The following is a 24,284-nucleotide window of genomic DNA, read 5'->3' on the forward strand; positions in this document are numbered from 1 at the left end:
CGATGACGCGGCGCGGGTCTCTCACCACGGAGAGTGGCGAGATTTGGGGGGATTTTCCCGCTTCGGCCCTCCCTCCAGGCTTCGCCATCTCTTGATGCTGGGCAATTCCACAGCGTACGGGCCGCCCCCCTTTGCGACAAGCCGCGAAGAGTCGACCCGATTCGACCCGGACGACCGATCGTACACCTGTTCCAACAGGCACGTCAGGGTGGTCGTGGCGGGGCTGGTGGGGGGCCCCGGAGCGCCCCCGTGCGACCGGTACCGTCTAGTCGTGACCGATCTGGTACGGGCGCAGGCCCCGGTGGTGATGGGCGTCCTCAACGTCACCCCCGACTCCTTCTCCGACGGCGGCCGGTACGCCGACCTCGACGCCGCCGTCGCACACGGGGTGCGACTGCACGACGAGGGCGCGCACCTGGTCGACGTCGGGGGGGAATCCACCCGGCCGGGCGCCGACCGGGTCGACCCCCGCACCGAGGCGTCCCGGGTGCTGCCGGTGATCCGCGAACTCGCCGCCGCCGGGGTGCCGGTCAGCATCGACACCACCCGCGCCCCGGTCGCCGAGGCGGCCGTCGTCGCCGGGGCCGCCGTGGTCAACGACGTCTCGGGCGGCCTGGCCGACCCCGACATGGCCCGGGTGGTCCGCGACGCCGGCTGCCCCTGGGTGCTCATGCACTGGCGGGGGCACTCCCGGGGGATGCGCGAGCTGGCCGGCTACACCGACGTGGTCACCGACGTCCGGGCCGAACTGGCGAGGCGGGTCGACGACGCGCTGGCCGCCGGGGTGGCCGCCGACCGGCTGGTGATCGACCCCGGGCTCGGCTTCGCCAAGACCGCCGCGCACAACTGGGAACTCAGCGCCCGCCTGCCCGAACTGCTCGACCTCGGCCTGCCGCTGCTCTTCGGTGCCAGCCGCAAGTCCTACCTGGGCCACCTGCTCGCCACCCCCGACGGCACCCCGCGGGACACCGACGGTCGGGCCGCCGCCACCATCGCCACCAGCGTGCTCGCCGTCGCCGCCGGCGCCTGGGGGGTACGGGTACACGACGTCCGGGGCACCACCGACGCGCTCGCCGTCTGGTCGGCCACCGGCCGCCCCCGGCTCGCCACCAGCGGCAACGACCCGGCCCCCACCGGCCGGACGGAGGGAGGAACGTGACCGACCGGATCGTCCTGACCGGACTGCGGGCCCGGGGCCGGCACGGCGTCTACGACTTCGAGCGTGCCCAGGGCCAGGAGTTCGTGGTTGACGCCGAACTCGAACTCGACCTCGCCCCGGCCGCCCGCTCCGACGAGGTGACCGACACCGTGCACTACGGCGAGCTGGCGCAGCGGCTGGTCGCGGTGGTCACCGGCGAGCCGGTCAACCTGATCGAGACGCTGGCCGACCGGCTGCTCGCGGTCTGCCTGGCCGAGCCGCTGGTCGTCGCCGCCACCGTCACCGTCCACAAGCCCGAGGCCCCGATCCCGCACACCTTCACCGACGTGGCCGTCACGATGCGGCGTACCCGGTGACCCGGGCGGTGCTGTCGATCGGCAGCAACCTCGGCGACCGGCTCGACCACCTACGGGCCGCGGTCGCCGGTCTCGGTGACGCGGTGCTGCTGGTCTCCGGCGTCTACGAGACACCCCCGTGGGGCGACGCCGACCAGCCGGCGTACCTGAACGCGGCGGTCATGGTCGCCGACCCGGCGGCGACCCCGGACGACTGGCTGGCGCGGGCGCACGCCGCCGAGACCGCCGCCGGCCGGGTCCGCGACCCGGCCCGCCGGTACGGGCCGCGCACCCTCGACGTGGACGTCGTCGCCGTCTGGGACGACGACGGCCGGCCGGTGCTCAGCGACGACCCCGCGCTGACCCTGCCGCACCCCCGCGCCCACCAGCGCGCCTTCGTGCTCCGCCCGTGGATCGACATCGACCCGCACGGGCGGCTGGCCGGGCACGGCTGGCTGACCGACCTGCTCAACGCCGAACCGGTCGCCGGGGACGCCCTCGAACTGACCCCCCGCCCCGATCTTTCGTTAGAGTCGGACACATGAACCAGTGGAGCCGGCCGGTATGACGCCGCCCCGACCACCCCGTGACCGGGAGCCCGACGGGTCGAGGATGGGCCCCACCAGGTTCTCGACGCTGCTGGTCGCCGCGCTCGCCGCCGCCGCCGTGGCCTGGTTGCTGATCAGCAGCTTCTACTACAGCGGCACTCCCCGGCTGCCCTGGCTGCCGGTGGTCACCCTGGCCGCGCTGGCCGTGCTGGAGGCGTACGCGGCGGTCAACACCCGTGGCCGGATCGAGCGGCGGCCCGGTCGGGAGCCGGTCAACCCGCTGCTGGTCGCCCGGTTCGTGGTGCTGGCCAAGGCGTCCGCGCTGGCCGGGGCGATCTTCCTCGGCTTCTACGCCGGGCTGACCGGCTGGCTCTTCGTCGAGCCGACCAACGCCGCCATCGAGGACCGGCCGGCCGCCGGGGCGGGCACCCTCGCCGCGCTGGCCCTGGTCGCCGCCGCGCTCTGGCTCGAACGCTCCTGCCGGGTCCCCGAGTCCGACGACGACGCCGACGACCGGGCCGACCGACCCGGGCAGCGCTGACAGGGGTTACGCCCGCCCCCGGCGCGCGGGTACGGTGCCTGGCGACCGGAACACAGTCAGCCGTCACCGGTGACGGCCGGTCACCTGGGAGGCGCACCGCATGGTGTACGACGAACCGGGCCGGACCGCGTCGGCAGAGGTGCCCGCGACCGTACCCGAGAACGTCCTCGACGGCCCGGAGCAGGGAGAACCCGGCCGGGACCGGCTCGGCGTGCACGTGGTCTGGGAACTGGCGCTGCTGCTCGCCCTCGCCGCGTTGGCCTACCTGCTGTGGCGGGACGACCCGGACGCGCTGCGCGGTGCCGGCCTGCGGCGGCTGCTCGTCGACGCGGTCGCGCTCGGCCTGCTCGTCCTCGCCGCCGGGCTGAGCCTGCGGACCGCCGCGGTGAACCTGGCGATCGGCCCGGTGGCGCTGGCCGCCGCGCTGCACTTCGCCGAGCAGGGCGACCGCGGGGTGTCCACGGCGGTCGTCCCGGCACTGGTCGCCGCCGCGCTGGGCGGGCTGGCCCTGGCCTGGGCGGTGGTGGTACTGCACGTGCCCGGCTGGGCGGCCAGCCTCGCCGCCGCCGCCGGAGTGATCGTCTGGATCGAACGGCGGGACCTGCCGGTGGCGGTGCAGGCCGACTACGACCCCCGGCGCAACGCCTACTACCTGTTCGCCGGGTTCGCCGCGGTGGTCGTCCTGCTCGGCGCGTTCGGCGCGATCCGGACCGTACGCCGGCTGGTCGGCCGGTTCCGGCCGGTGGCCGACCCGGCCCGCCGACGCGGCATGGCCGCCGCCCTGGTGACCTCGGCCGCGCTGATCGCCTCCACCGTGCTGGCGATGCTCGCCGGGGTGCTCGTCGCCGCCAACGCGGACGGCCCGGTGACGCCCACGTCGGGACTGGACTGGACGGTGCTCGCGGTCGGGGTGTCCATGTTCGGCGGCACCAGCGCGTACGGCCGGCGGGGTGGGATCTTCGGCGCACTCCTCGCGGTCGGCCTGGTGGTTACCTACCTGGCCTGGGCGGACGGTGTCGGCGCGCCGACCGACAGGTGGGCCGTCGGTGGGACGGCCCTGGCCGGTGGCCTGCTGGTGACCCGGCTGGTCGAGACGTACGGCCGGCCCCGCACCGTCCCGGGTGAACCGGTGGAGCTGCCGCCGGTGCGGGACGGGGCGATCAGCTCCGGTTGGTCGATGCCCCCGGGCGGGGAGGCGCGCAACTGGACCCCGGCCCTGCCGGAGCGGACGACCGACGACACCCCGCCCGACCCCTGGGAGGCCCCCCGCTGGCCGAGCGCCCCACCCCGCTGGGACGCCGACGAGCGGTGAGCGGCCCCCGCCCGGACCGGTGCGGCCGGCGACCGGGCGTGGACGACGGGCCGGCGACGATCTCTCCGGTTAGGCTCGCGGGCATGACCGAGACTCCTTCCGCCGGCACCGGCCACACCTTCGACCAGCTCGACGCCCTCTCCACCGAGGAGCTGCGCGAGCGGGCCTTCGCGCGGGCCCGGGAGCGGCGGGACGTCGGGTTCTTCTGGTCGGTGCTCCGGCATCTGCCGAACGCCGACGAGGCCGCCGCGCTCGACGGGGCGCCCAACTCGGTGGGGCCGACCATCGACGAGGCGGCGGCGCTGTGGCGGGAACTGACCGGGCACGGCTACGAGGAGTCCGCGCCGCTGCTGCGGGCGGCGTTCATCGACTACCTGATGAAGCACTGAGCGGCCGGCCCGCCGGCTGGCGGGAGAGGTTTGCCGGCCGTGGCGGGTCGGGAACTTCCCGCCGCATGGCCCTCACCCAACGCCCCCGCAGCGTGCAGGGGTACGGCACCGCCGCCGGCACCGGCACTCTCGCCGCGTTGATCCTCGTCGTCGTCTGCGGCAGTCCCTGGTACGTCCGCTGGGCCGAGGCCCACACCGATCCGAACTCCGCCGGGGGCTGGTACCTGCGGCTGCTCGCCTGGCCCGCCTGGCGGGTCGAGTCGACCCCGGAGCACGGGGTGCTCGCCACCGACCTGCGGGCCATCCTGCTGCTGCTGTTCGCCGGGGCGCTGCTCTACCTGCTGCCGGCCGGTCAGGTGGCCCGGGTGCCCGGGTCGGCCAGCCAGTTCTTCTCCGGCTGGGCCGCGTACACCCTGGCCGCGGCGGCGGCGACCCTGCTGGCGGCGCTGCTCACCGCGGACGGCCCGCTGCTGGCGGCCTTCGAGGCCACCGGCACCGGGGCCGGCTACGGCTTCTTCGCCGGCTGGATCATCGGGCTGGCCAGCCTGGGCGGGCGGGCCTGACCCGCCGGGCACGGGCTAGCCGCCGGGCTGCCCGAGGTCGAGCACCCGGGCGCGGCTGAGCGTGCCGGCCGGCCGGCCGTCGGCGGTGACCACGACCGCGTCGGTGCCGGCGGTCAGCATCGCGGCCAGCGCGTCGTACGCCGAGCGGCCCAGCGGCAGCTCCGGCAGGGTGGCGTCGGTGGCCTCGCCGTCGAGCACCTCCCGGGTGACCGGGGTGACCGCCAGCCGGCGGATGCCCCGGTCCGCGCCGACGAACTCGCGCACGAACGGCGAGGCGGGCGTGCCGAGCAGGGCCGCCGGGGTGTCGTACTGCTCCAGCCGGCCGCCCTCGGAGAGCACCGCGATCCGGTCGCCGAGCCGGACGGCCTCGTCGAGGTCGTGGGTGACCAGCACGATGGTCTTGCGGACCTCGGCCTGGAGCCGGAGGAACTCCTCCTGCAGCCGGGTCCGCACGATCGGGTCGACGGCGGAGAACGGCTCGTCCATCAGCAGCACCACCGGGTCGGCGGCCAACGCGCGGGCCACCCCGACCCGCTGCCGCTGCCCGCCGGACAGCTCGTGCGGGTAGCGGCGTCCGAACTGGGCCGGGTCCAACCCGACCAGCTCCAGCAGCTCGCCGCTGCGCTGCCGGATCCGCTCCTTCGGCCAGCCGAGCAGCCGGGGTACGGTGCCGACGTTGGTGGCGACCGTCTGGTGCGGGAACAGGCCGACGTTCTGGATCACGTAGCCGATGCGTCGGCGCAGTTTCACCGGGTCGACCCGGGTGATGTCCTCGTCGCCGAGCATGATCCGGCCGCCGGTCGGCTCGATCAGCCGGTTGACCATCCGCAGCACCGTCGACTTGCCGCAGCCGGACGGGCCGATCAGCACCACCAGCTCGCCGGCCGGCACCTCCAGGCTCAGCTCACGGACCGCGTCGGTGCCGTCGGGATACCGCTTGCGGATGCCGTCGAGCGTGATCGAGGCGGCACTGTGTCCTGCGTCGCCGGTGCCCCCGGGGGTAACGTCCACGTGTGTCCTTCCACCTGAGTTACCGGGCCGAGCCGGGTAATCCGTGGTTCTCCTGGCAGTACGTGCGGGACAACTCTGACACCATTCTCGCCGCGCTGCGCGAGCACGCCTCGCTGACCGGTCGGGCCGTGCTGCTCGCCGCGCTGGTGGCCCTGCCGCTGGCGGTGCTCGCCTACTGGTACCGGCGTCTCGCCGGGCCGATTCTCGCATTGACCGGGGTGCTGTACACGATCCCCTCCCTGGCACTGTTCGCGTTCATCGCCCCCTACCTGGGCATCGGCGCGGTGACCGTGCTCACCGTGGTGGTGCTGTACGCGCTGCTGGTGATCGTCCGCAACGCGGTGGCCGGGCTGAACCAGGTGCCTCCCGAGGTGCGTGACGCCGCCGAGGGCATGGGGTACGGCCGGTGGGCCCGGCTGTTCCGGATCGACCTGCCGCTGGCCCTGCCCGGCATCCTCACCGGGGTACGCCTCGCCACGGTCTCCACCGTCGCGCTGGTCACCGTCGGGGTGGTGATCGGCCGGGGTGGCCTGGGGCAGCTGATCTTCGCCGGGTTCCAGAACAACTTCTACAAGGCGCAGATCATGACCGGCACCCTGCTCTGCGTCCTGCTCGCCCTGGTGCTGGACCTGATCCTGGCCGGCGTGGGCCGCCTGCTCACCCCCTGGCTGCGGAGCCGTTCCCGGTGAGCGCGAGGAGCGCAGCGCAGCGGAGCCCCGCAGTCGCGAGCGAAAGGTCGGTCCGATGAGTGCAGCGCAGCGGAGCCCCGCAGTCACGAACGAAGGATTTGACCAGTGAATCCGGTGCAGCAGGCGGTGGTCTGGCTCAACGACCCGCTCAACTGGACCAACCCCGGTGGGGTGCTGGACCGGGTCGGGGAGCACCTGAGCATGTCCGCCGCGGCGGTGCTGCTGGGCTGCCTGGTGGCCTGGCCGATCGGCCTCTGGCTGGGGCACTCGGGGCGGGGCGGCGGCGCCGTCGTGCTGATCTCCAACCTGACCCTGTCCATCCCCACCCTGGCGCTGCTCACCATCCTGCCGCTGACCTTCCTCGGCTTCGGGCGACCGGCGGTGGTGGTGGCGCTGGCCGTGTTCGCGGTGCCGCCGCTGCTGGCCAACGCGTACACCGGGGTGCGGCAGGCCGACCCGGAGGCCCGGGACGCGGCACGCGGGATGGGGCTGTCGGGCTGGCAGGTGCTGCGTCGGGTGGAGTTGCCACTGGCGGTGCCGTACCTGGCCGCCGGGTTCCGTACGGCCGCCGTCCAGGTGGTGGCGACGGCGGCGCTGGCCTCGTTCGTCAACGGTGGAGGGCTGGGCCAGATCATCCGGGCCGGTTTCGGGCTCGACATCGCGGCCGGTGGCGGGCAGATCATCGCCGGTGGGGTGCTGGTGGCGGGGCTGGCGTTGGCGGCCGAGGGGGTGCTGGCACTTGTCGAGCGGGCGGTGACCCCGCGACCGCTGCGGCGTACCCGGCGGGCGGCCAACCGGCGGGCGGCGGACGCCACGGCGGGGAACTGATCCCTTTCCGTGACGATCACGTTACGAAAGCGGTTCAGAGTTTGTCGGTCGGTCCGGAAGGATATTGGCTGAACCCGCGGGCGGCGGCCGTCGCCCGTCGGACACGCGGCCGGCCCTGCCCGGGGTCGCGCCGGGACACGGAAGGCGGGCACGATGCGCGTACGGACACGGCTGGCGGCGGGTGCGGTGGGTGCCCTGACCCTGGCGGGTCTGTTGACCGGGTGTGGGGACGCCGGCTCGTCCGGCACCGACGCTCCGCAGCAGGGCGCCAGCGGTGCGGGCTGCGCCCCGGTCGCCGGTGACCAGCTCGTCGTCCTCGACGACGACAAGAAGCTCCAGAACACCGACAACATCATCCCGGCGGTCAACGCGAAGGTGGCGAACCCGCAGCTGCTCGCCGCGCTGGACAAGGTCTCGGCCGCGCTGGACACGCCGAAGCTGATCGCCCTCAACAAGGCGGTCGACGTGGACCGCAAGACGCCGAAGGCGGCCGCCGAGGAGTTCGCCTCGGCCAACGGGCTGACCAGCGGCATCGCCAAGGGCCCGGGTGGGCAGATCGTCGTCGGGGCGGGCAACTTCTCCGAGAGCCAGACCCTGGCCGAGCTGTACAACATCGCCCTCACCGCCGCCGGCTACCAGGTCAAGGTGCAGCAGATCGGCAACCGCGAGCTGTACGAGCCCAGCCTGGAGAAGGGCGAGATCCAGGTCGTCCCCGAGTACGCGGCGACCATGGCCGAGTTCCTCAACACCAAGGCCAACGGCAAGGACGCCACCCCGGTCTCCTCGCCGGAGTTGGACAAGACGGTCAGCGCGTTGAAGTCCGAGGGTGACAAGGCGGGCATCACGTTCGGCACCCCGTCCGCGGCGCAGGACCAGAACGCCTTCGCGGTGACCAAGGCGTTCGCCGACAAGTACTCCCTGAAGACCCTCTCCGACCTGGCGGCCAAGTGCTCCGGCAAGGACACCGTGCTGGCCGGCCCGCCGGAGTGCCCGCAGCGGCCGAAGTGCCAGGCCGGTCTGGTGGAGGTCTACGACTTCAAGGCCGGTTCGTTCAGCTCGCTGGACGCCGGTGGCCCGCAGACCAAGAACGCCCTGAAGACCGGCACCGCCAGCGTCGGCCTGGTCTTCTCGTCCGACGGCGCGCTCGCCACCAGCTGAACGTGATCCCGGTCGCGGTCGGTGGCAGCCGACCGCGACCGGGAACGTCCCGCAACGGGCTGATCGTGCCCCGTTGACCAGGGCGGATGCCGGTCGGCGGCGATCCGGTCGCGCCGAGGCGTACCGGCCGAGATCGGGGCAATTCTGCCCTGGGACCGTTCCCAGCCCGCGTACATCTCGGTAGGCTGCACAGCCATGCCCTCCCCGGTCGTCTCCGAGAAGCGCAGACCGCAACTGCTGACCGTCCTGTTCTGGATCGGGGTGGCGTTCGCGCCGATCGCCGCGCTGATCCTGCTGTTCGCTGACGGCAACGGTCCGCTGCGGTTCGCCGCGGTGCTGGCCATCACCGCCGTCGTGCTGATCGGCCTGTCCATCGCGCTGCGCGCCGACGGCGGTGTCCGGGCGTCCGACGAGTCGGTGCTCGACGAGTTGGAGCAGCTCCGGCGCGAGCTGCGCAGCGAGATCGTGGCCGCCGCCCAGCGTGGCAACCAGGCGTTGGACCAGTCGCAGCGGGCCGAGGAACAGGTCACCGCGTTGCGTCGCCGGTTGGACTCGGCGGCCGAGCTGGCTGCCGCCGTCGCCGCCCCGCCCGCCGAGGATTCCGTCGCCGGTGCCGGCCGGGCCCGGGTCCCGGCCGCCGAGCCGGCACCTGAGGCCCCGGTGGGCCGGCGACGGGCCGCAGTCGAGGAACCCGCGTCGGACTGGAACCACCCGGAGGCTTCCGAGCCGGTCGTGGCGGGCCGGGGGCGGGTGCCGTCCGACCGGGAGGCCGCCGAACCGACCGGCCGTCGCTACGCCCCGGAGCGCCCGACCACCGGGCAGGCCGGGGTGTACGGGGCGGCCGGCCGGGAGCCACGCGGCGGGGGGCCCGCCGCCGAGTCGACGTCCCGCCCGCTCGGCGTGGTGCGGCACACCGAGACCGTGCACGTGACCACCCGGCACACCGTCGTCGACGGCCCCGACCCGTCCGGCGGATACGGCGGCGGGTACGCCGGCCGGTGGGCCTCCGGCGGGGACGAGTCGTCCTGGGCCGGCGGGGAGCCGGAGCGTTCCTGGTCGGCACCGTCCGAGCCGACCGGCCGGGGCTGGTCGGCCCCGCCGGAGGACCGTTCCCGGGCGGCCCGTCCGGCATCGCGTGACGAGCGGGCCTGGCCGGCCGCTGCCGGCCCCGCCTGGTCGACGCCGGGCGACGACCGGCCCGAGCCGGGCCGGCCGGAGTGGTCGGCGGGTGGCGGGGAGGCCGGTGGCTGGTCGGCGGGAGGTCGGTCCGGTTGGGCGGGAGGCCGTGCCGAGTCGCCCGCGCCGCGTGCCGGTGACCGCTGGGGGCAGGACCGGGCCGAACCGCCGGCCCGCCAGGCGCGGGCCGGTGACCGCTGGGCCGAGGCGCGTGACGAGGGCCGGGCCCGGGAGGTGCGGGTCGGGGAGCGCCACGCGGAGGCGCGCGCCGACGGCGGCTACCACTACTCGGACCGCTGGGCCTCGGTGCGACAGGAGGAGCCGTACCGGGACGGGGCGGAGCCCACCGGCGACCGCTGGGATGGCGGTCGACCGGAGCAGTCCGAGCGTCCCGCGCTGCCGGCCGGCGGGGTGCCGGTGCCGCAGCAGTGGCGGGAGCCGGCGCGCAGCTACCGGCCGGCCGAACAGTGGCCGGCCCACGCGACCCCACCGGACCAGGACCGGCCGGACGGGCAGTGGCCGTCCCGCGCCGAGCCGCAGCCCGCCCAGGACCGGTCGGCGCGCGCCGACGACCGGCGGTGGGAGGGACAGCGGGCCGAGCAGTGGCGGGACCGGGAGCCGGTGGTGTCGTGGCGCGACCCGGAGCCCGAGCCGCGCGACCATCCGCAGTGGGCGGGCGAGCAGCGGTACGGCTACCCGCCGCAGGACGACACTCCGCGCGCGGGCGGGCACTGGCGCTGACCGGGTCAGCGGCGGGTCACTTGTCGATGTCGCCGACCACGAAGAACATCGAGCCGAGGATGGCGATCAGGTCGGGCACCAGGCAGCCGGGGAGCAGGGTGGCCAGGGCCTGCACGTTGGCGTACGACGCGGTGCGCAGCTTGAGCCGCCACGGCGTCTTCTCGCCCCGCGACACCAGGTAGTAGCCGTTGATCCCGAGCGGGTTCTCCGTCCACGCGTAGGTGTGTCCCTCGGGGGCCTTGACCACCTTGGGCAGCCGGGTGTTCACCGGGCCGGTGAGCCGGTCGACCCGGTCGAGGCACTGTTCGGCGAGGTCGAGGGAGGCGTACACCTGGTCGAGCAGCACCTCGAAGCGGGCGTGGCAGTCCCCGGCGGTGCGGGTGACCACCGGCACGTCGAGCTGGTCGTACGCCAGGTAGGGCTCGTCGCGGCGCAGGTCGAGGTCCAGCCCGGAGGCGCGGGCGACCGGCCCGGACGCCCCGAACGCGGCGGCGTCGGCGGCCGACAGCACCCCCACCCCGACGGTACGGGCCAGGAAGATCTCGTTGCGTCGGATCAGGTTGTCCAGGTCGGGCATCCGGCGGCGTACCTCGGCGATGGCGGCGCGGGCCCGGCCGGTCCAGCCGGCGGGGACCTCCTCCTTGAGCCCGCCGACCCGGTTGAACATGTAGTGGATCCGGCCGCCGGAGACCTCCTCCATGATCGCCTGGATGGTCTCCCGTTCCCGGAACGCGTAGAAGACCGGGGTGATCGCGCCGATCTCCAGCGGGTAGGAGCCGAGGAACATCAGGTGGTTGAGCACCCGGTTCAGCTCGGCCAGCGTCATCCGCAGCCAGGTGGCCCGCTCGGGCACCTCCATGCCCATCAGCCGTTCGACGGCGAGCACCACGCCCAGCTCGTTGGAGAACGCCGACAGCCAGTCGTGCCGGTTGGCCAGCACGATGATCTGCCGGTAGTCGCGGACCTCGAACAGTTTCTCCGCGCCCCGGTGCATGTACCCGACGATCGGTTCGGCGGCGACCACCCGTTCCCCGTCGAGCACCAGCTTCAGCCGCAGCACGCCGTGCGTCGAGGGGTGCTGCGGGCCGATGTTGAGCACCATGTCGGTGCCGAGCTGTTCCCCGCCGGCCCCGGTGCCGACGGTCAGCTCGCGCAGTTCACCGGTGTCCGTGGTCATGCCGGTCATCGTGCCATGAGCGCGTCGACGGCGACGCCGACCGGCTGGAGCAGCCAGTGGTGTCCGCCGAGCCCGGCCGGGTCGGTCAGCTCGGCCACCGCCGAGGCGGCGGCGAGTGCCCGTACGTAGCCGGCCGGGTCGGTGCCGGCCAGGGTCAGCGCCGGTCGCCCACCGTCGGCCCCGAGCGCGAGCAGCGCCTCCCGCTGCGACACCAGCGTGTACGCACACCCGGCGACCTGTGCACCGGCGGCCGCGACGGAGTCGATGGCGACGTGTGCGGTGATGTCGCACGACCCGTCCGGCACCGGCGGCACCTGCCGTCCGTCCCGGTACCCGGTCAGCGTCCCGTCCACCGGCCGCCGCTCCCGCAGGTGCCCGTAGTCCACGGCCAACGCCACCCCCCGCCGCAGCCGCCCGACGGCCCGCCCCCACGCCTCGTCCCGACTCCGCCCCACCTCCACCCGCCCCCCTCGCCCCTCTCGCTCCCCCCGCCCGGTGATCAAGAGGTTTGCGTCAGGTTCGGGCCCCTCCGTTGACGCAAACCTCTTGATCACCGGGGCGGTGCTGGGGGGTGGGGCCGGGGTGGGGGGTGGGGTGGGGTGCCAGGTGGTCAGCCAGGTGAGGTCTTGCGGGGTCAGTGGGGGGCCGGGGGTTTCCTCTCCGGTGCTCGGGTCCACCAGGTGGTAGCGCCAGCCGGTGTCGGTGGGGACGGCCACGTCCAGGGGGACGTTGTCCAGCCATTCGGTGGCGGTCAGCAGGCCGGTGATCCCCGTCGGGGGCTCGGTCGTCCAGGCGATGGCGGGCGGCAGGTCGGCCGGGCGGGGGGCCAGTTCCACGGCCGTGAGGCGCAGGCGGTGGGCCAGCGGCGTCGCAGCCGTGTCGGGCGTCGCCGACCCGTGGGCCAGAGCGGCCAGGGCGCGCAGCAGTTCACCCCGGCCGGCACCCACGTCCACCACGTCGAACGGGGTGGGGAAGTCGAGGGCGGCGTCGAGGCGGGACACGAGCCGGAACACCGCCGCCGCGAACGCCGGGGAGGCGTGCACGCTGGTCCGGAAGTGGTCGGCGGGGCCGGACCCGGAGACGAAGAAGCCGTGCTGCCCGTAGAGGGCGGTGCCCATGGCGTCCCGCCAGCGAATCGCGTTCATCCCGTGTTCAGGGTCCGTCACCGTGCCGACCCTACGGTCTGCGGGCATGAGACGAATCGTGATCCCCGCGCTGGCGGTCGTACCGCTGTTGGTGACGACCACCGGTGCCGCCGCCGCGCCCGCCCTAGACGGCGTGCCGCGTGCGGTCCGGGCGGTGGCCGAGACTCCCGCCCTGTTCGACGACGCGGCCGGTGGCGACGCCGACGCCGACGATCCGGCGATCTGGGTGCACCCCACCGACCGGGCCGGCAGCCTGGTGATCGTCACCGCCAAGAACGGCGGCCTGCGGGTGTACGACCTGCGGGCCCGGGAGCGGCAGGCGGTCGCCACCCCACCGGCGCCCGGTCCGGACGACGAGGCGGGCCGGTTCAACAACGTCGACCTGGTCAGCGGCTTCCGGCTGGCGGGCCGGCCGGTCGACCTGGCGGTGGTCACCGACCGGGGGCGTGACCAGCTCCGGTTCTACCGGATCGACCCGGTGTCGCGGCGGCTGGTCGACGTGACCGCGCCCCGGCCGCCGTTCGCGTTCAGCCGGGACCAGGCGGAGGTGAACACCCAACGCACCGCGTACGGGTTGGGCACGTTCACCGACCGGGACGGGGCCGCGTACGCGGTGGTGAGCCGGCGCAGCACCCCGGAGGTGGGGGTGTTCCGGCTGGTGGAGCGGGCCGGGAAGGTCAGCTACCGGCCGGTGGGGCGGCTGGTGCTGCCATCGACGTTCACCCTGCCGGACGGCTCCGCCTGGTCGCCGTGCACCGACCCGGGGGACGGTCCGCAGGTGGAGGGGACGGTGGTGGACCCGGCCACCGGTGTGGTGTACCTGGCGCAGGAGAAGGTCGGCCTGTGGCGGACCCGGCTGGTCGGTGGCCGGTTCGTGGGCGTACCCCGGTCGGTGGAGCGGGTCCGCGAGTACGGCGTCCCGGCGGTCTTCGACCCGGCGGTCGACGACTGCGTCACCGACCACACCGCCGACCCGGGCTTCGGCGGGCGGATCGCCCAGGACGTGGAGGGCCTGACGATCCTGCCCACCGGCCGGTACGCGGGCACCCTCGTCGTGTCCAGCCAGGGCGACGACACGTTCTTCACCTACGACCGGGTCAGCAACCGGCCGACCGGGCGGTTCGCGGTGGTCGACGGCCGGGTCGACGGCGTGCAGGAGTGCGACGGGGCGGCGGTGACGGCCACGCCGCTGCCGGGCTTCCCCGGCGGACTGCTGGTGGTGCAGGACGGCCGCAACACCCCGGCGACGCCGGACGGGGACGACGGGGTACGCCCGGACACCAACGTCAAGTTCGTCGACGCCGGGTTCCTGGCCGGCCAGCGGTGAGCTGCCACGCCCGGTGAGCTGCCGCACCGGGTGGGCCGCCGCCATCGGGCCACCCGGTGCCCGGGGTCGGTGAAGGTTTTCACACATCCTTGTTCGGGTTCCCTGCCCCCGGCGCATACTTGCCATCGACCGGTACCCCCTTCGAGGACTGGATCGTCGTCATGAGCGCACCGCTGCGCCCGCGTCCGGCCGCCGTACCCGGCGTCGCCGCACCGCAGGGCCCCGTCGTATCCGATGCCCCGTTCGCCCTTCCGACCCGCCTCACCGTGGGCGTGGTCGGTGCCGGCCGGGTGGGTGCCGTGCTCGGAGCGGCGCTGGTCTCCGCCGGGCACCGCGTGGTCGCCGCCTCCGGCGTCTCCGGGGCTACCCGGGCCCGGATCGCGTTGCTCCTGCCGGACGCGGTGAACCGGTCCGCCACCTCGGTCGCCCGGTACGCCGCCGACCTGCTGCTGATCGCCGTTCCCGACGACGCGTTGGCCGGTGTGGTCGCCGGGCTGGCCGACACCGGCGCGCTGCACCCGGGCCAGGTGGTCGCGCACACCTCCGGCGCGCACGGCCTGGGCGTGCTGGCCCCGGCCGCCGCCGTGGGCGCCCGGCCGCTGGCCCTGCACCCCGCGATGACCTTCACCGGTACGCCTGACGACCTGTCCCGGCTGGCCGGCATCTCCTTCGGGGTGACCGCCCCGGCGGAGCTGCGGGCGGCGGCGGCCCGGCTCGTCGCCGACCTCGGCGGGGTGCCGGAGTGGGTGGGGGAGACCGACCGGGTGCTCTACCACGCGGCGCTGGCGCACGGCGCGAACCACCTGGTGACCCTGGTCAACGAGGCTGCCGACCGGTTGCGGGACGCCGGGGTGACCCAGCCGGAGAAGGTGCTGGCCCCGCTGCTGCGGGCGGCGTTGGAGAATGCTCTGCGCCTCGGCGACGACGCGCTCACCGGCCCGGTGTCGCGTGGCGACGCGGGCACCGTACGCCGGCATCTGGACCGGCTGGCGCAGACCGCGCCGGAATCCGTGGCCCCCTATCTGGCGTTGGCCCGACGGAGCGCCGACCGGGCGATCGCGGCGGGCCGGCTGCGTCCGGTCGACGCCGAGTCCCTGCTCGACGTGCTGGCGGGCGTCCACCGGGAAGTGGCGGCGTGAGCGGGCCCGGATGGGCCGGTGAGCCGGGTTTGCGGGCCCCGCAGCGCGAACGAAGGGTAATTCAGTGACGGAACTGGTGCACACCCGCGCGGAGCTGGCGAAGGCGCGGGCCGGGCTGGCCGGCACGGTCGGCGTCGTGATGACGATGGGTGCGCTGCACCCGGGGCACGAGACGCTGATCCGGGCCGCCCGGGAGCGGGCCGACCACGTGCTGGTGACGATCTTCGTGAACCCGTTGCAGTTCGGCCCGAACGAGGACTTCGACAGGTACCCGCGCACCCTCGACACCGATCTGGAGGTGTGCCGGCGGGCCGGTGCGGACCTGGTGTTCGCCCCGGCCGCGGCGGACATGTACCCGGACGGGCAGCCCACGGTCCGGGTGAACCCGGGCCGGCTCGGTGAGGAGCTGGAGGGGCAGAGCCGGCCCGGCTTCTTCGACGGGGTGCTGACCGTGGTGTTGAAGCTGCTCCAGCTCACCCGGCCCGATCTCACCTTCTTCGGGGAGAAGGACTACCAGCAGCTCACCCTGGTCCGCCGGATGGCCCGGGACCTGGACGTGCCGGTCGAGGTGGTCGGCGTGCCGACCGTCCGGGAGCCGGACGGGCTGGCCCTGTCCAGCCGTAACCGTTACCTGTCGGCGGACGAGCGGCAGGTGGCGCTGGGCCTGTCCGCCGCCCTGCGGGCCGGTGCGGCCGCCGCCGAGGGGGGTGCGGACGCCGGTGACGTGCTGACCGCCGCCCACCGGGCGCTGGGCGCGACGCCGGGCGCGCGGCTGGACTACCTGGCGCTCACCGACCCGGAGTTGGAGCCGGGGCCGGTCGCCGGGCCGGCCCGGCTGCTGATCGCGGCCTGGGTGGGCGGCACCCGGCTGATCGACAACCTGGCCATCCGGCTCGCTCCCCGCAGCTGACCTTGTACCTGACTCGGAAAGGCACCACGATGCTCCGGACCATGCTCAAGTCGAAGATCCACCGGGCGACGGTGACCCAGGCCGACCTGCACTACGTCGGTTCGGTGACGGTGGACCAGGATCTGCTCGACGCCGCCGACCTGCTCCCGGGCGAGCAGGTGGCGATCGTGGACGTGACCAACGGGGCCCGGCTGGAGACGTACGTGATCCCCGGCGAGCGGGGCAGCGGTGTGATCGGCATCAACGGCGCGGCGGCGCATCTGGTGCACCCGCAGGACCTGGTGATCCTGATCTCGTACGGTCAGATGGACGACGCGGAGGCCCGCACGTACCGCCCCCGGGTGGTCCACGTGGACGCCGACAACAGGGTGGTTGAGCTGGGCGGTGACCCGGCAGCGGCGGCCGTCGGCACGGCCGGTGACCCGGTGCCGAGTCCACTCGCCGTCGTCGGCTGACCAGAATTCCGGTCTGTTACCGGAAGGTCATTTTTGGTTACCCTGGGCTGACCGTCGGATTGACGGTCGTCGGCTGGGGGAGGCCGCGTTGCGCCGTGCGATGAGGGTCCGCCGAGCGGTGACGCTCGTCGTCGCCGCCGTGGCGGCGGGAGCGGTCCTGGCGGCCTGCGGTGCCCCGGGCGGCCTTGACGGCGATCTCACCGACGACTGGGCGGCCCTGCCGCCGGCCGGGCCGTTCACCCCCGCGGCGGGCGTGTGCCAGGTCGCCGACTTCACCGACACGGTCTCCCTGGCGGCGTACGCGCCGGTGGACTGCGCGGTGCCGCACCGGGTGGAGACGGTGCACGTGGGCGCGTTGCCGGGGGAGCGGGCCACCGCGCCGGCCACCGGCTCGACCGAGCTGCGGGGCGCGTTCGCCGAGTGCGACACCCGGGCCGCCGGGTACGTGGGCGACGACTGGCGGGCCGGCCGGCTGCGACTGGCGGTGGCGCTGCCGACCGCGCCGGGCTGGGCGGCCGGGGCGCGCTGGTTCCGGTGCGACCTGAGCGAGCTGAACACCGTCGAGGCGGCGGCCACCGTGGTCACCCGCACGGGCAGCCTACGGGACGCGTTGAAGGGGCCCTCCCCGCTGCAGCTGGGCTGCCAGCGGGCCAAGAGCGGTCGGGGCGCCGGGGTGCAGGTGCTGGTCCCGGTCGAGTGCCCGGCGGCGCACGAGGCGGAGTTCGTGGGCGCCTGGAAGGCCCCCGACCGGCCGTACCCGACCAAGGATGTCGACTGGCTGCCGTTGTACGCCGGCTGCCGCAGCCTGCTGGCCCGGTACGTGGGGGTGCCGGACGACACCAGGCTGCGCTTCCGCAGCGGGGTGGTGGTGCGTCCGCCCGGTCCGGGCCGGTGGCGGGTCGGTGACCGGGGGGTCCGCTGCTACCTGTGGTTGAGCGACCGGACGGTGACGGCCTCGTTGAAGGGCGGCGGTCCGGCCGCCCTGCCGGTGCGGACGAAGTAGCGGACGGGGTAGCCGAAACCACTCGTCCCGCCCCCCGCCCCCCGTCGCGAGGATCGTTCGGGTTGACTGTGGTCATGGAACTTCGTCCGACCGTCGACCTGCCGGCCCTGCCCAGCCTGCTGGCTGCTCCCGCGCCCGGCTGGGTGGAGACCACCGACGTGATCGTGGTCGGCTCCGGGGTGGCCGGGCTCACCGCCGCGCTGCACCTGCGCGAGGCGGGCCTGCACGTCACCGTGGTCACCAAGGTCAACATCGACGACGGTTCGACCCGCTGGGCGCAGGGCGGGATCGCCGCCGTACTCGACCCGGCGGACTCGCCCGCCGCGCACGCCCGGGACACCGAGATCGCCGGGGTCGGACTCTGCGACCCGGCGGCGGTCCGGCTGCTGGTGGAGGAGGGGCCGCTGCGGCTGCGGGAGCTGATGCGCATCGGCGCGGAGTTCGACCGCAACCCGGACGGTTCGCTGATGCTCACCCGGGAGGGCGGGCACCGGGCCGACCGGATCGTGCACGCCGGTGGTGACGCGACCGGGGCGGAGGTGCAGCGGGCCCTGCACGCGGCGGTCCGCCGCGACCCGTGGATCAGGCTGGTCGAGAACGCCCTGGTGCTGGATCTGCTGCGCGCCCCCGGCGACGGCCCGGACGCTCCCGGCCCGGCCTGCGGGATCACCCTGCACGTGCTGGGCGAGGGCAGCGAGGACGGCGTGGGCGCCCTGCTCGCCCGCGCGGTGGTGCTGGCCACCGGCGGGATGGGGCAGGTCTTCTCGGCCACCACCAACCCGGCGGTCTCCACCGGGGACGGCGTGGCGTTGGCGCTGCGGGCCGGCGCGGCGGTCACCGACGTCGAGTTCGTGCAGTTCCACCCGACCGCGTTGATCGTGCCCGAGCAGGCCCGGGTGCCCGGTGCCGGCCTGGCCCAGCAGCCGCTGGTCTCCGAGGCGCTGCGGGGCGAGGGCGCGTACCTGGTCGACGCCGACGGCAAGCGGTTCATGCTCGGCCAGCACGAGCTGGCCGAGCTGGCCCCCCGCGACGTGGTGGCCAAGGGCATCCACCGGGTGCTGCTGGCCACCGGCGCCGACCACGTCCATCTCGACGCCCGGCACCTCGGCGGGGACTTCCTCGCCGGGCGGTTCCCGACCATCGTCGCGTCCTGCCTGGCCATCGGGGTCGACCCGGCGACGGATCTGATCCCGGTCGCCCCGGCCGCCCACTACGCGTCCGGCGGCGTCCGCACCGACCTGCGTGGCCGGACCTCCATCCCCGGCCTGTACGCCTGCGGCGAGGTCGCCTGCACGGGCGTGCACGGCGCGAACCGGCTGGCCAGCAACTCGCTGCTGGAGGGGCTGGTCTTCTCCCGCCGGATCGCCGAGGACATCGCCACCGGCCTGCCCGAGCAGGCGCAGCCGGCGTCGACCGGCGCGTGGGTGGGCGGCGGGGGCGGGGTGCTGTCCGCCGGGGGCGTGCCGGCGCTGCAACGGTCGATGACCCGGGGTGCGGGGGTGCTGCGGTCGGCGGCCAGCCTTGCCGGGACCGCCGCCACCCTGACCGAGCTGGCCGGTGACGCCGGCCGGGCGGGCACCGCCGGTTGGGAGGCGACGAACCTGGTCACCGTGGCGGCGACCCTGGTGGCCGCCGCGTACGCCCGGCAGGAGACCCGGGGCTGCCACTGGCGGGAGGACTTCCCGACGGCCGACGAGCGGTGGCGCGGCCACCTGGTCGCGGCGATCGACACCCGGGGCGGGCTGACCGAACGCTGGGAGGGGCTGCCCTGACCACGGGCGGCGAAGGAGCGGTGGCGCGGGCAGCGCCGACGAACGGAGGGGTCGTGTGAGCCCGAGGAGTGAGCCGGGTTTGCGAGCCCCGCAGTGGCGAACGAGAGGAACACAGTGCGGGAATCGACGCGGCAGGCGCTGGCCGCCGGTGGGCTGGACCCGGAGCGGGTGCGGCGGGTGATCGTCGACGCGCTCACCGAGGACCTGGGGGCGGACTTCCGCGACGTCACCAGTGTCGCCACCATCGCGGCCGGGCAGACCGACACCGCCGACCTGGTGGCCCGGGAGGCCGGGGTGGTGGCCGGGCTGGCGGTGGCCGCCGCGGTGTTCGAGCTGGTCGGGGAGGTGACCGCTGCGGAGCGTACGGTCGAGGTGGTCGTGGTGGCCCACGACGGCGCGCGGGTGGCCCGGGGTGACGTGCTGGCGACGGTGACCGGCCCGACCCGGCTGCTGCTCACCGCCGAGCGCACCGCGCTGAACCTGCTCTCCCGGATGTCCGGGGTGGCCACCCACACGCGGGCCTGGGCGGACGCCCTGGCCGGCACCAAGGCGACCGTGCTGGACACCCGCAAGACCACGCCCGGCCTGCGGATGCTGGAGAAGTACGCGGTCCGCGCCGGTGGCGGCACCAACAAGCGGATGGGCCTGTACGACGTCGCCATGATCAAGGACAACCACAAGCTGGCCGCCGGTGGTGTCGGGGCGGCCTACCGACGGGTCCGGCAGACCTTCCCCGAGGTGCCGGTGCAGGTGGAGGTGGACACCCCGGCGGAGGCGGTGGAGGCGGTCGAGGCGGGTGCCGACTTCCTGCTGCTGGACAACATGTCCCCGGCGACCCTGCGCGAGGTGGTCGCGGCGGTCGGCGACCGGGCGGAGCTGGAGGCGACCGGCGGGCTGACCCTGGAGGTCGCCGCCGAGTACGGGGCGACCGGGGTGGACTACCTCTCGGTGGGTGCGCTGACGCACTCGTCACCGATCCTGGACATCGCCCTGGACCTGCGTGAGCGGTGAGCCGGCACGGGCGGCCGGGCCCGGCCCACTCCTCGCGCCCGGCGGCCCGGCCGGCGTCTAGGCTGCGTGCGTGCTGCTCTGCATCGACATCGGAAACACCAACACCGTGCTGGCGACCTTCGACGGCGACCGCCTGGTGCACTCGTGGCGGATCAAGACCGACGCCCGTTCGACAGCGGACGAGCTGGGGCTGATGTTCCGGGGGCTGCTGGCCGGTGACGCCGTGGAGATCACCGGGGTGGCCGCCTGCTCGACGGTGCCGGCGGCGCTGCGCTCGCTGCGGACCATGCTGGCCCGCTACTACGCCGACCTGCCGAGCGTCGTCGTCGAGCCGGGGGTACGCACCGGCGTGCAGCTCGCCATCGACAACCCGAAGGAGGTCGGCGCGGACCGGGTGGTCAACACGCTGGCCGCGTACACCCTCTATGGTGGCCCGTCGATCGTGGTGGACTTCGGTACCACCACCAACTTCGACGTGATCAGCGGTCGGGGGGAGTTCCTCGGCGGGGCGTTCGCCCCCGGCATCGAGATCTCCTTCGACGCCCTCGCCGCCCGCGCCGCCCAGCTGCGCAAGGTGGAGGCGAACAAGCCCCGCTCGGTGATCGGCAAGAACACCGTCGAGTGCCTCCAGTCCGGCCTCTACTTCGGCTTCGCCGGGCAGGTCGACCGGATCGTCGAGCGGATGGCCGAGGAGTTGGGCGAGGTCCGGGCGGTGATCGCCACCGGAGGGCTGGCCTCGGTGGTGATCGGCGAGTGCCGGACCATCACCCACCACGAGCCGATGATCACTCTGATCGGCCTGCGCATGGTCTACGAGCGCAACACCTGATCACGACGGCCGGGCCGGTCGCGGCGGTTCAGCGCCGCCGGGCCCGGAAGACCAGCGTCTGGTACGGCAGCTCGACGGTCGCCCGGCCGGCCAGGTCGGGGTGGGTGGCGAACAGCTCGCGCAGTTCCCGGTCCATCCGTTGCCGCTGCTGCGGGGCGGCGACCAACCAGTGTGAGCGGGTACGCATCAGCCCGAGGACCTCGTCGGAGGTGACTGTCGTGCGGTGGGTGAACCGGCCCAGCTCGACCGGGCCGAAGGCCGCACCGAAGGTGGTCACCTTCACGGTCAGGTCGCTGATGCTCTCGCCCATCTGGGCGATCCGCCCCAGCTCGGCCACCCAGCCGACCGTTTCGTCCCGGATGTTCCAGATCGGAGCGAAGATGCCGTCCGGCCGGAGCACCCGGGCGATCTCGACGTGCGCGCGTTCCCGGTCGAACCAGTGGTACGCCTGCCCGACCAGCACCGCGTCGGCGCTCGAGTCGGGCAGCGGGACCGCCTCGGCGGAGCCGGCGAGGGCAGTGGTCCCGGGGACGGCCGTGTCGAGCCGGGCCCGCATCGCCGGGTCGGGTTCCACCGGGGTCACCTGGTGGCCGAGGGCCCGCAGGCCACGGGTGAGCAGGCCGGTGCCGGCGGCCAGGTCGACCACGCCGGCGACCGCACCCGCGCCGGCCAGCGCCCAGCGCAGCGCCTCGGCGGGATAGCCGGGTCGGAACCGGTCGTAGTCGACGGCGACCGTACCGAAGGACCGTGCCCGGGTGTCCTCGACCATGACGGGCAGGTTATCCCGTAACGGCCGCCCGGGGGCATGAGTACGCTCATGGGCTGACCCAGTCGAAACTCCCTTAGCCGAGGAAGCGTGCCGTGACCGAGCAGAACGCCGTGCCAGTGGACCCCGCCGACGACCTTCCCGAGCAGATGAAGGTCCGCCGGGAGAAGCGGGACCGGATGCTCGCCGAGGGCGTCGAGCCGTACCCCGTCGGTTTTCCCCGGACCAGCACCCTGGCCGAGGTGCGTGAGCGGTACGCCGAGCTGCCCACCGACACCGCGACCGGGGACCGGGTCGCGGTCACCGGCCGGGTGATCTTCGTACGGAACACCGGCAAGCTCTGTTTCGCGACCCTGCGCGACGGCGACGGCACCGAGTTGCAGGCGATGCTCTCCCTGGACCGGGTCGGCGCGGAGCGGCTGGAGGACTGGAAGCGCCTGGTCGACCTGGGTGACCACGTCGGTGTCACCGGCGAGGTGATCACCAGCCGGCGTGGTGAGCTGTCGGTGCTCGCCGACGAGTGGGCGGTGACCGCCAAGGCGTTGCGTCCGCTGCCGGTGGCCCACAAGCCGCTGAGTGAGGAGGCCCGGGTCCGCCAGCGTTACGTGGACCTGATCGTCCGCCCGCAGGCGCGCCAGATGGTCCGGACCCGGGCCGCGGCGGTGCGCAGCCTGCGCGACTCGTTGCACGGCCAGGGATTCATCGAGGTCGAGACGCCGATGCTCCAGTTGCTGCACGGGGGCGCGGCGGCCCGCCCATTCGTGACCCACAGCAATGCGCTCGGTACGGATCTGTATCTGCGAATCGCGCCGGAACTGTTTCTCAAGCGCGCCGTGGTCGGCGGGGTCGACCGGGTGTTCGAGATCAACCGCAACTTCCGCAATGAGGGAGTCGACTCGTCGCACTCGCCGGAGTTCGCGATGCTGGAGACCTACCAGGCGTACGGCGACTACGACACGATGGCCGAGTTGACCCGTAATCTCGTGCAGCAGGCGGCGGTGGCGGTCAGCGGCTCGACGACGGTGACCCATGCCGACGGGCGCGAGTTCGACCTCGGCGGGCAGTGGCGCTCGGTGACCCTCTTCGGGGTGCTTTCCGAGGCCCTCGGCGAGGAGGTCACGGTCCGCACCGACCGGGCCCGCCTGGTGGAGTACGCCGACAAGGTGGGGCTGGCGGTCGACCCGAAGTGGGGTCCGGGCAAGCTGGCCGAGGAGCTGTTCGAGGAACTGGTGGTGCCGAGCCTCCAGGCGCCGACCTTCGTGCGGGACTACCCGGAGGAGACCAGCCCGCTCACCCGGGCGCACCGCAGCGAGCCGGGCCTGGCCGAGAAGTGGGACCTCTACGTGCTCGGCTTCGAGCTGGGTACCGCCTACTCGGAGCTGGTCGACCCGGTGGTGCAGCGGGAACGCCTGGTCGCGCAGGCGCAGCTGGCCGCCCGGGGCGACGACGAGGCCATGCGGCTGGACGAGGACTTTCTCCGGGCCATGGAGTACGGAATGCCGCCGGCCGGGGGTATGGGAATGGGAATCGACCGGCTCTTGATGGCGCTGACCGGCCTGGGAATTCGGGAAACCATCCTCTTCCCGTTGGTCCGTGCCGAGTAGCCCCGCAGGGGGACCTTTGCCGGGTCGTTACAGCGACCTATTGACGTGGCAAGCATCGGGCGGGTTATCGTGCTCCTATTGCAGGAGCACCCTGCTCGAAAGGAATGTGGGACGTGGCCAAGCAGATCATTCACAAGCTGGTCGATGACCTGGACGGCGGGGACGCGGACGAGACCGTCAAGTTCGCCCTCGACGGCGTTCAGTACGAGATCGACCTGTCGAACTCCAACGCCGACAAATTGCGGGATGTTTTCGCGCCGTACGTGGCCGCCGGTACCCGGGTCGGTCGGGGCGGCGTGGTCGTGGGTGGCCGGGCCGCCCGGGGCCGGGGCGGGGCGACCGCCGACCGCGAGCAGAACAAGGCGATCCGGTCCTGGGCCAAGAAGAACGGCAAGGACATCTCCGACCGGGGTCGCATCCCGCAGGAGATCGTCGACGAGTACCACGCGACCCGCTGAGCGTCAGTGGCGAACCGACGCCGGGCCGGAGCACGCCTCCGGGCCGGCGTCGCCGTCTGGGGCCGGTCCGGAGGCGTGCTCCGGGCGGTCTGCGGTGCCTCCGGGCGGTCCGGGTGCCCCTCCGGGCGGTCGGCGGCACCCTGCCCGGGAGGGAAGTTCTCCGGCTCCGGCGGCGTTGTCCACAGCCGGTGGAGACTTCGTCCACAGCCTGTGGATGACCCACGGGGCCCCGGGAGGG

At 74.1% G+C, this 24,284-nt stretch carries 25 protein-coding genes; 21 read left to right on the top strand and 4 right to left on the bottom strand.

Annotated features, from left to right (window positions below; all coding sequences use genetic code 11):
* Positions 1–271 precede the first annotated feature (271 nt).
* The 7 genes from folP to JQX11_RS23285 all read left to right on the top strand — a co-directional run bounded on the left by folP (position 272) and on the right by JQX11_RS23285 (position 4,847).
* Positions 272–1,159 (top strand): dihydropteroate synthase, encoded by an 888-nt coding sequence (folP, locus tag JQX11_RS23255; protein ID WP_204927085.1) that lies wholly within the window; start codon positions 272–274, stop codon positions 1,157–1,159.
* On the top strand, positions 1,156–1,515 hold the full coding sequence (folB, locus tag JQX11_RS23260; protein WP_204927086.1) for a dihydroneopterin aldolase: 360 nt from the start codon (positions 1,156–1,158) through the stop codon (positions 1,513–1,515). Before folP ends, folB begins: the two co-directional genes overlap by 4 nt.
* Positions 1,512–2,039, top strand: a complete 528-nt coding sequence (gene folK / locus JQX11_RS23265) for a 2-amino-4-hydroxy-6-hydroxymethyldihydropteridine diphosphokinase (RefSeq protein ID WP_204927087.1) — start codon at positions 1,512–1,514, stop codon at positions 2,037–2,039. The genes folB and folK overlap by 4 nt, the downstream gene beginning before the upstream one ends.
* A 19-nt stretch (positions 2,040–2,058) precedes the next feature.
* The gene (locus tag JQX11_RS23270) at positions 2,059–2,583 is read left to right on the top strand and encodes a DUF3180 domain-containing protein (RefSeq protein ID WP_372444624.1); all 525 of its coding nucleotides are present in this window, start codon (positions 2,059–2,061) and stop codon (positions 2,581–2,583) included.
* Between the two features lie 100 nt (positions 2,584–2,683).
* Positions 2,684–3,895 carry an ABC transporter permease gene (locus tag JQX11_RS23275; RefSeq protein WP_204927089.1) on the top strand — a complete coding sequence of 404 codons (1,212 nt, stop codon included), beginning with the start codon at positions 2,684–2,686 and terminating at the stop codon, positions 3,893–3,895.
* 83 nt (positions 3,896–3,978) lie between these two features.
* Positions 3,979–4,284 carry a hypothetical protein gene (locus JQX11_RS23280; protein ID WP_088643875.1) on the top strand — a complete coding sequence of 102 codons (306 nt, stop codon included), beginning with the start codon at positions 3,979–3,981 and terminating at the stop codon, positions 4,282–4,284.
* A 65-nt stretch (positions 4,285–4,349) separates the two neighbouring features.
* Positions 4,350–4,847 (top strand): hypothetical protein, encoded by a 498-nt coding sequence (locus tag JQX11_RS23285; RefSeq protein WP_204927090.1) that lies wholly within the window; start codon positions 4,350–4,352, stop codon positions 4,845–4,847.
* A 15-nt stretch (positions 4,848–4,862) separates the two neighbouring features.
* On the opposite strand, the gene JQX11_RS23290 is transcribed toward JQX11_RS23285, so the two are convergent.
* Positions 4,863–5,858 carry an ABC transporter ATP-binding protein gene (locus tag JQX11_RS23290; RefSeq protein WP_204927091.1) on the bottom strand — a complete coding sequence of 332 codons (996 nt, stop codon included), beginning with the start codon at positions 5,856–5,858 and terminating at the stop codon, positions 4,863–4,865.
* 2 nt (positions 5,859–5,860) lie between these two features.
* Here JQX11_RS23290 and JQX11_RS23295 point away from each other — a divergent pair, with 2 nt between their 5' ends.
* The 4 genes from JQX11_RS23295 to JQX11_RS23310 all read left to right on the top strand — a co-directional run bounded on the left by JQX11_RS23295 (position 5,861) and on the right by JQX11_RS23310 (position 10,450).
* Complete coding sequence (locus JQX11_RS23295) at positions 5,861–6,547, top strand: ABC transporter permease (protein ID WP_204927092.1); 687 nt, start codon at positions 5,861–5,863, stop codon at positions 6,545–6,547.
* 105 nt (positions 6,548–6,652) lie between these two features.
* Positions 6,653–7,375 carry an ABC transporter permease gene (locus JQX11_RS23300; RefSeq protein WP_088643879.1) on the top strand — a complete coding sequence of 241 codons (723 nt, stop codon included), beginning with the start codon at positions 6,653–6,655 and terminating at the stop codon, positions 7,373–7,375.
* A gap of 153 nt (positions 7,376–7,528) precedes the next feature.
* Positions 7,529–8,533, top strand: coding sequence for a glycine betaine ABC transporter substrate-binding protein (locus JQX11_RS23305; RefSeq protein WP_204927093.1), 1,005 nt, complete (start codon positions 7,529–7,531; stop codon positions 8,531–8,533).
* Positions 8,534–8,728: 195 nt separating this feature from the next.
* On the top strand, positions 8,729–10,450 hold the full coding sequence (locus JQX11_RS23310; RefSeq protein WP_204927094.1) for a hypothetical protein: 1,722 nt from the start codon (positions 8,729–8,731) through the stop codon (positions 10,448–10,450).
* A gap of 16 nt (positions 10,451–10,466) precedes the next feature.
* On the opposite strand, the gene JQX11_RS23315 is transcribed toward JQX11_RS23310, so the two are convergent.
* Positions 10,467–11,636 carry an NADH-quinone oxidoreductase subunit D gene (locus tag JQX11_RS23315; RefSeq protein ID WP_204927095.1) on the bottom strand — a complete coding sequence of 390 codons (1,170 nt, stop codon included), beginning with the start codon at positions 11,634–11,636 and terminating at the stop codon, positions 10,467–10,469.
* Entirely contained in the window at positions 11,633–12,772 is a 1,140-nt protein-coding gene (locus JQX11_RS23320; RefSeq protein ID WP_204927154.1) for an SAM-dependent methyltransferase, read from the bottom strand. The genes JQX11_RS23315 and JQX11_RS23320 overlap by 4 nt, the downstream gene beginning before the upstream one ends.
* 46 nt (positions 12,773–12,818) lie before the next feature.
* Here JQX11_RS23320 and JQX11_RS23325 point away from each other — a divergent pair, with 46 nt between their 5' ends.
* The 8 genes from JQX11_RS23325 to JQX11_RS23360 all read left to right on the top strand — a co-directional run bounded on the left by JQX11_RS23325 (position 12,819) and on the right by JQX11_RS23360 (position 21,218).
* A complete protein-coding gene (locus tag JQX11_RS23325) occupies positions 12,819–14,099 on the top strand; it encodes a phytase (protein WP_204927096.1) in 1,281 nt (426 codons plus the stop codon).
* A 161-nt stretch (positions 14,100–14,260) separates the two neighbouring features.
* Positions 14,261–15,238, top strand: coding sequence for a Rossmann-like and DUF2520 domain-containing protein (locus tag JQX11_RS23330; protein ID WP_204927097.1), 978 nt, complete (start codon positions 14,261–14,263; stop codon positions 15,236–15,238).
* 64 nt (positions 15,239–15,302) lie between these two features.
* Positions 15,303–16,148 carry a pantoate--beta-alanine ligase gene (gene panC / locus JQX11_RS23335; RefSeq protein ID WP_204927098.1) on the top strand — a complete coding sequence of 282 codons (846 nt, stop codon included), beginning with the start codon at positions 15,303–15,305 and terminating at the stop codon, positions 16,146–16,148.
* Between the two features lie 29 nt (positions 16,149–16,177).
* The gene (gene panD / locus JQX11_RS23340; protein WP_088647581.1) at positions 16,178–16,603 is read left to right on the top strand and encodes an aspartate 1-decarboxylase; all 426 of its coding nucleotides are present in this window, start codon (positions 16,178–16,180) and stop codon (positions 16,601–16,603) included.
* 100 nt (positions 16,604–16,703) lie between these two features.
* Complete coding sequence (locus tag JQX11_RS23345; RefSeq protein WP_204927099.1) at positions 16,704–17,606, top strand: septum formation family protein; 903 nt, start codon at positions 16,704–16,706, stop codon at positions 17,604–17,606.
* A gap of 74 nt (positions 17,607–17,680) precedes the next feature.
* Positions 17,681–19,378: an L-aspartate oxidase gene (locus JQX11_RS23350; RefSeq protein WP_204927100.1), complete on the top strand. Its 1,698-nt coding sequence runs from the start codon at positions 17,681–17,683 to the stop codon at positions 19,376–19,378.
* 114 nt (positions 19,379–19,492) lie between these two features.
* Positions 19,493–20,389 carry a carboxylating nicotinate-nucleotide diphosphorylase gene (nadC, locus tag JQX11_RS23355; protein WP_204927101.1) on the top strand — a complete coding sequence of 299 codons (897 nt, stop codon included), beginning with the start codon at positions 19,493–19,495 and terminating at the stop codon, positions 20,387–20,389.
* Between the two features lie 70 nt (positions 20,390–20,459).
* Positions 20,460–21,218 (top strand): type III pantothenate kinase, encoded by a 759-nt coding sequence (locus tag JQX11_RS23360; RefSeq protein ID WP_204927102.1) that lies wholly within the window; start codon positions 20,460–20,462, stop codon positions 21,216–21,218.
* A gap of 28 nt (positions 21,219–21,246) precedes the next feature.
* Here JQX11_RS23360 and JQX11_RS23365 read toward each other — a convergent pair whose 3' ends face one another.
* Entirely contained in the window at positions 21,247–21,987 is a 741-nt protein-coding gene (locus JQX11_RS23365) for a class I SAM-dependent methyltransferase (RefSeq protein WP_204927103.1), read from the bottom strand.
* A 92-nt stretch (positions 21,988–22,079) separates the two neighbouring features.
* On the opposite strand from JQX11_RS23365, the gene lysS reads away from it, so the two are divergent.
* Both lysS and JQX11_RS23375 read left to right on the top strand, forming a co-directional pair.
* Positions 22,080–23,588: a lysine--tRNA ligase gene (lysS, locus tag JQX11_RS23370; RefSeq protein ID WP_204927104.1), complete on the top strand. Its 1,509-nt coding sequence runs from the start codon at positions 22,080–22,082 to the stop codon at positions 23,586–23,588.
* A 113-nt stretch (positions 23,589–23,701) separates the two neighbouring features.
* On the top strand, positions 23,702–24,046 hold the full coding sequence (locus JQX11_RS23375) for a histone-like nucleoid-structuring protein Lsr2 (RefSeq protein ID WP_168222573.1): 345 nt from the start codon (positions 23,702–23,704) through the stop codon (positions 24,044–24,046).
* Positions 24,047–24,284: the final 238 nt, after the last annotated feature.

This window comes from Micromonospora humida, from assembly GCF_016901255.1.
GTDB lineage: Bacteria > Actinomycetota > Actinomycetes > Mycobacteriales > Micromonosporaceae > Micromonospora > Micromonospora wenchangensis.

What these genes read in the sequence shown, in the direction of transcription:
- JQX11_RS23345 (WP_204927099.1), top strand. Translation starts at nt 16,704, where the DNA reads ATGAGGGTCCGCCGAGCGGTGACGCTCGTCGTCGCCGCCGTGGCGGCG.
- panD (WP_088647581.1), top strand. Translation starts at nt 16,178, where the DNA reads ATGCTCCGGACCATGCTCAAGTCGAAGATCCACCGGGCGACGGTGACC.
- JQX11_RS23305 (WP_204927093.1), top strand. Translation starts at nt 7,529, where the DNA reads ATGCGCGTACGGACACGGCTGGCGGCGGGTGCGGTGGGTGCCCTGACC.
- JQX11_RS23330 (WP_204927097.1), top strand. Translation starts at nt 14,261, where the DNA reads ATGAGCGCACCGCTGCGCCCGCGTCCGGCCGCCGTACCCGGCGTCGCC.
- JQX11_RS23320 (WP_204927154.1), bottom strand. Translation starts at nt 12,772, where the DNA reads ATGAACGCGATTCGCTGGCGGGACGCCATGGGCACCGCCCTCTACGGG.
- JQX11_RS23270 (WP_372444624.1), top strand. Translation starts at nt 2,059, where the DNA reads ATGACGCCGCCCCGACCACCCCGTGACCGGGAGCCCGACGGGTCGAGG.
- JQX11_RS23325 (WP_204927096.1), top strand. Translation starts at nt 12,819, where the DNA reads ATGAGACGAATCGTGATCCCCGCGCTGGCGGTCGTACCGCTGTTGGTG.
- JQX11_RS23285 (WP_204927090.1), top strand. Translation starts at nt 4,350, where the DNA reads ATGGCCCTCACCCAACGCCCCCGCAGCGTGCAGGGGTACGGCACCGCC.
- JQX11_RS23310 (WP_204927094.1), top strand. Translation starts at nt 8,729, where the DNA reads ATGCCCTCCCCGGTCGTCTCCGAGAAGCGCAGACCGCAACTGCTGACC.
- JQX11_RS23275 (WP_204927089.1), top strand. Translation starts at nt 2,684, where the DNA reads ATGGTGTACGACGAACCGGGCCGGACCGCGTCGGCAGAGGTGCCCGCG.
- JQX11_RS23280 (WP_088643875.1), top strand. Translation starts at nt 3,979, where the DNA reads ATGACCGAGACTCCTTCCGCCGGCACCGGCCACACCTTCGACCAGCTC.
- JQX11_RS23350 (WP_204927100.1), top strand. Translation starts at nt 17,681, where the DNA reads ATGGAACTTCGTCCGACCGTCGACCTGCCGGCCCTGCCCAGCCTGCTG.
- JQX11_RS23315 (WP_204927095.1), bottom strand. Translation starts at nt 11,636, where the DNA reads ATGACCGGCATGACCACGGACACCGGTGAACTGCGCGAGCTGACCGTC.
- JQX11_RS23365 (WP_204927103.1), bottom strand. Translation starts at nt 21,987, where the DNA reads ATGGTCGAGGACACCCGGGCACGGTCCTTCGGTACGGTCGCCGTCGAC.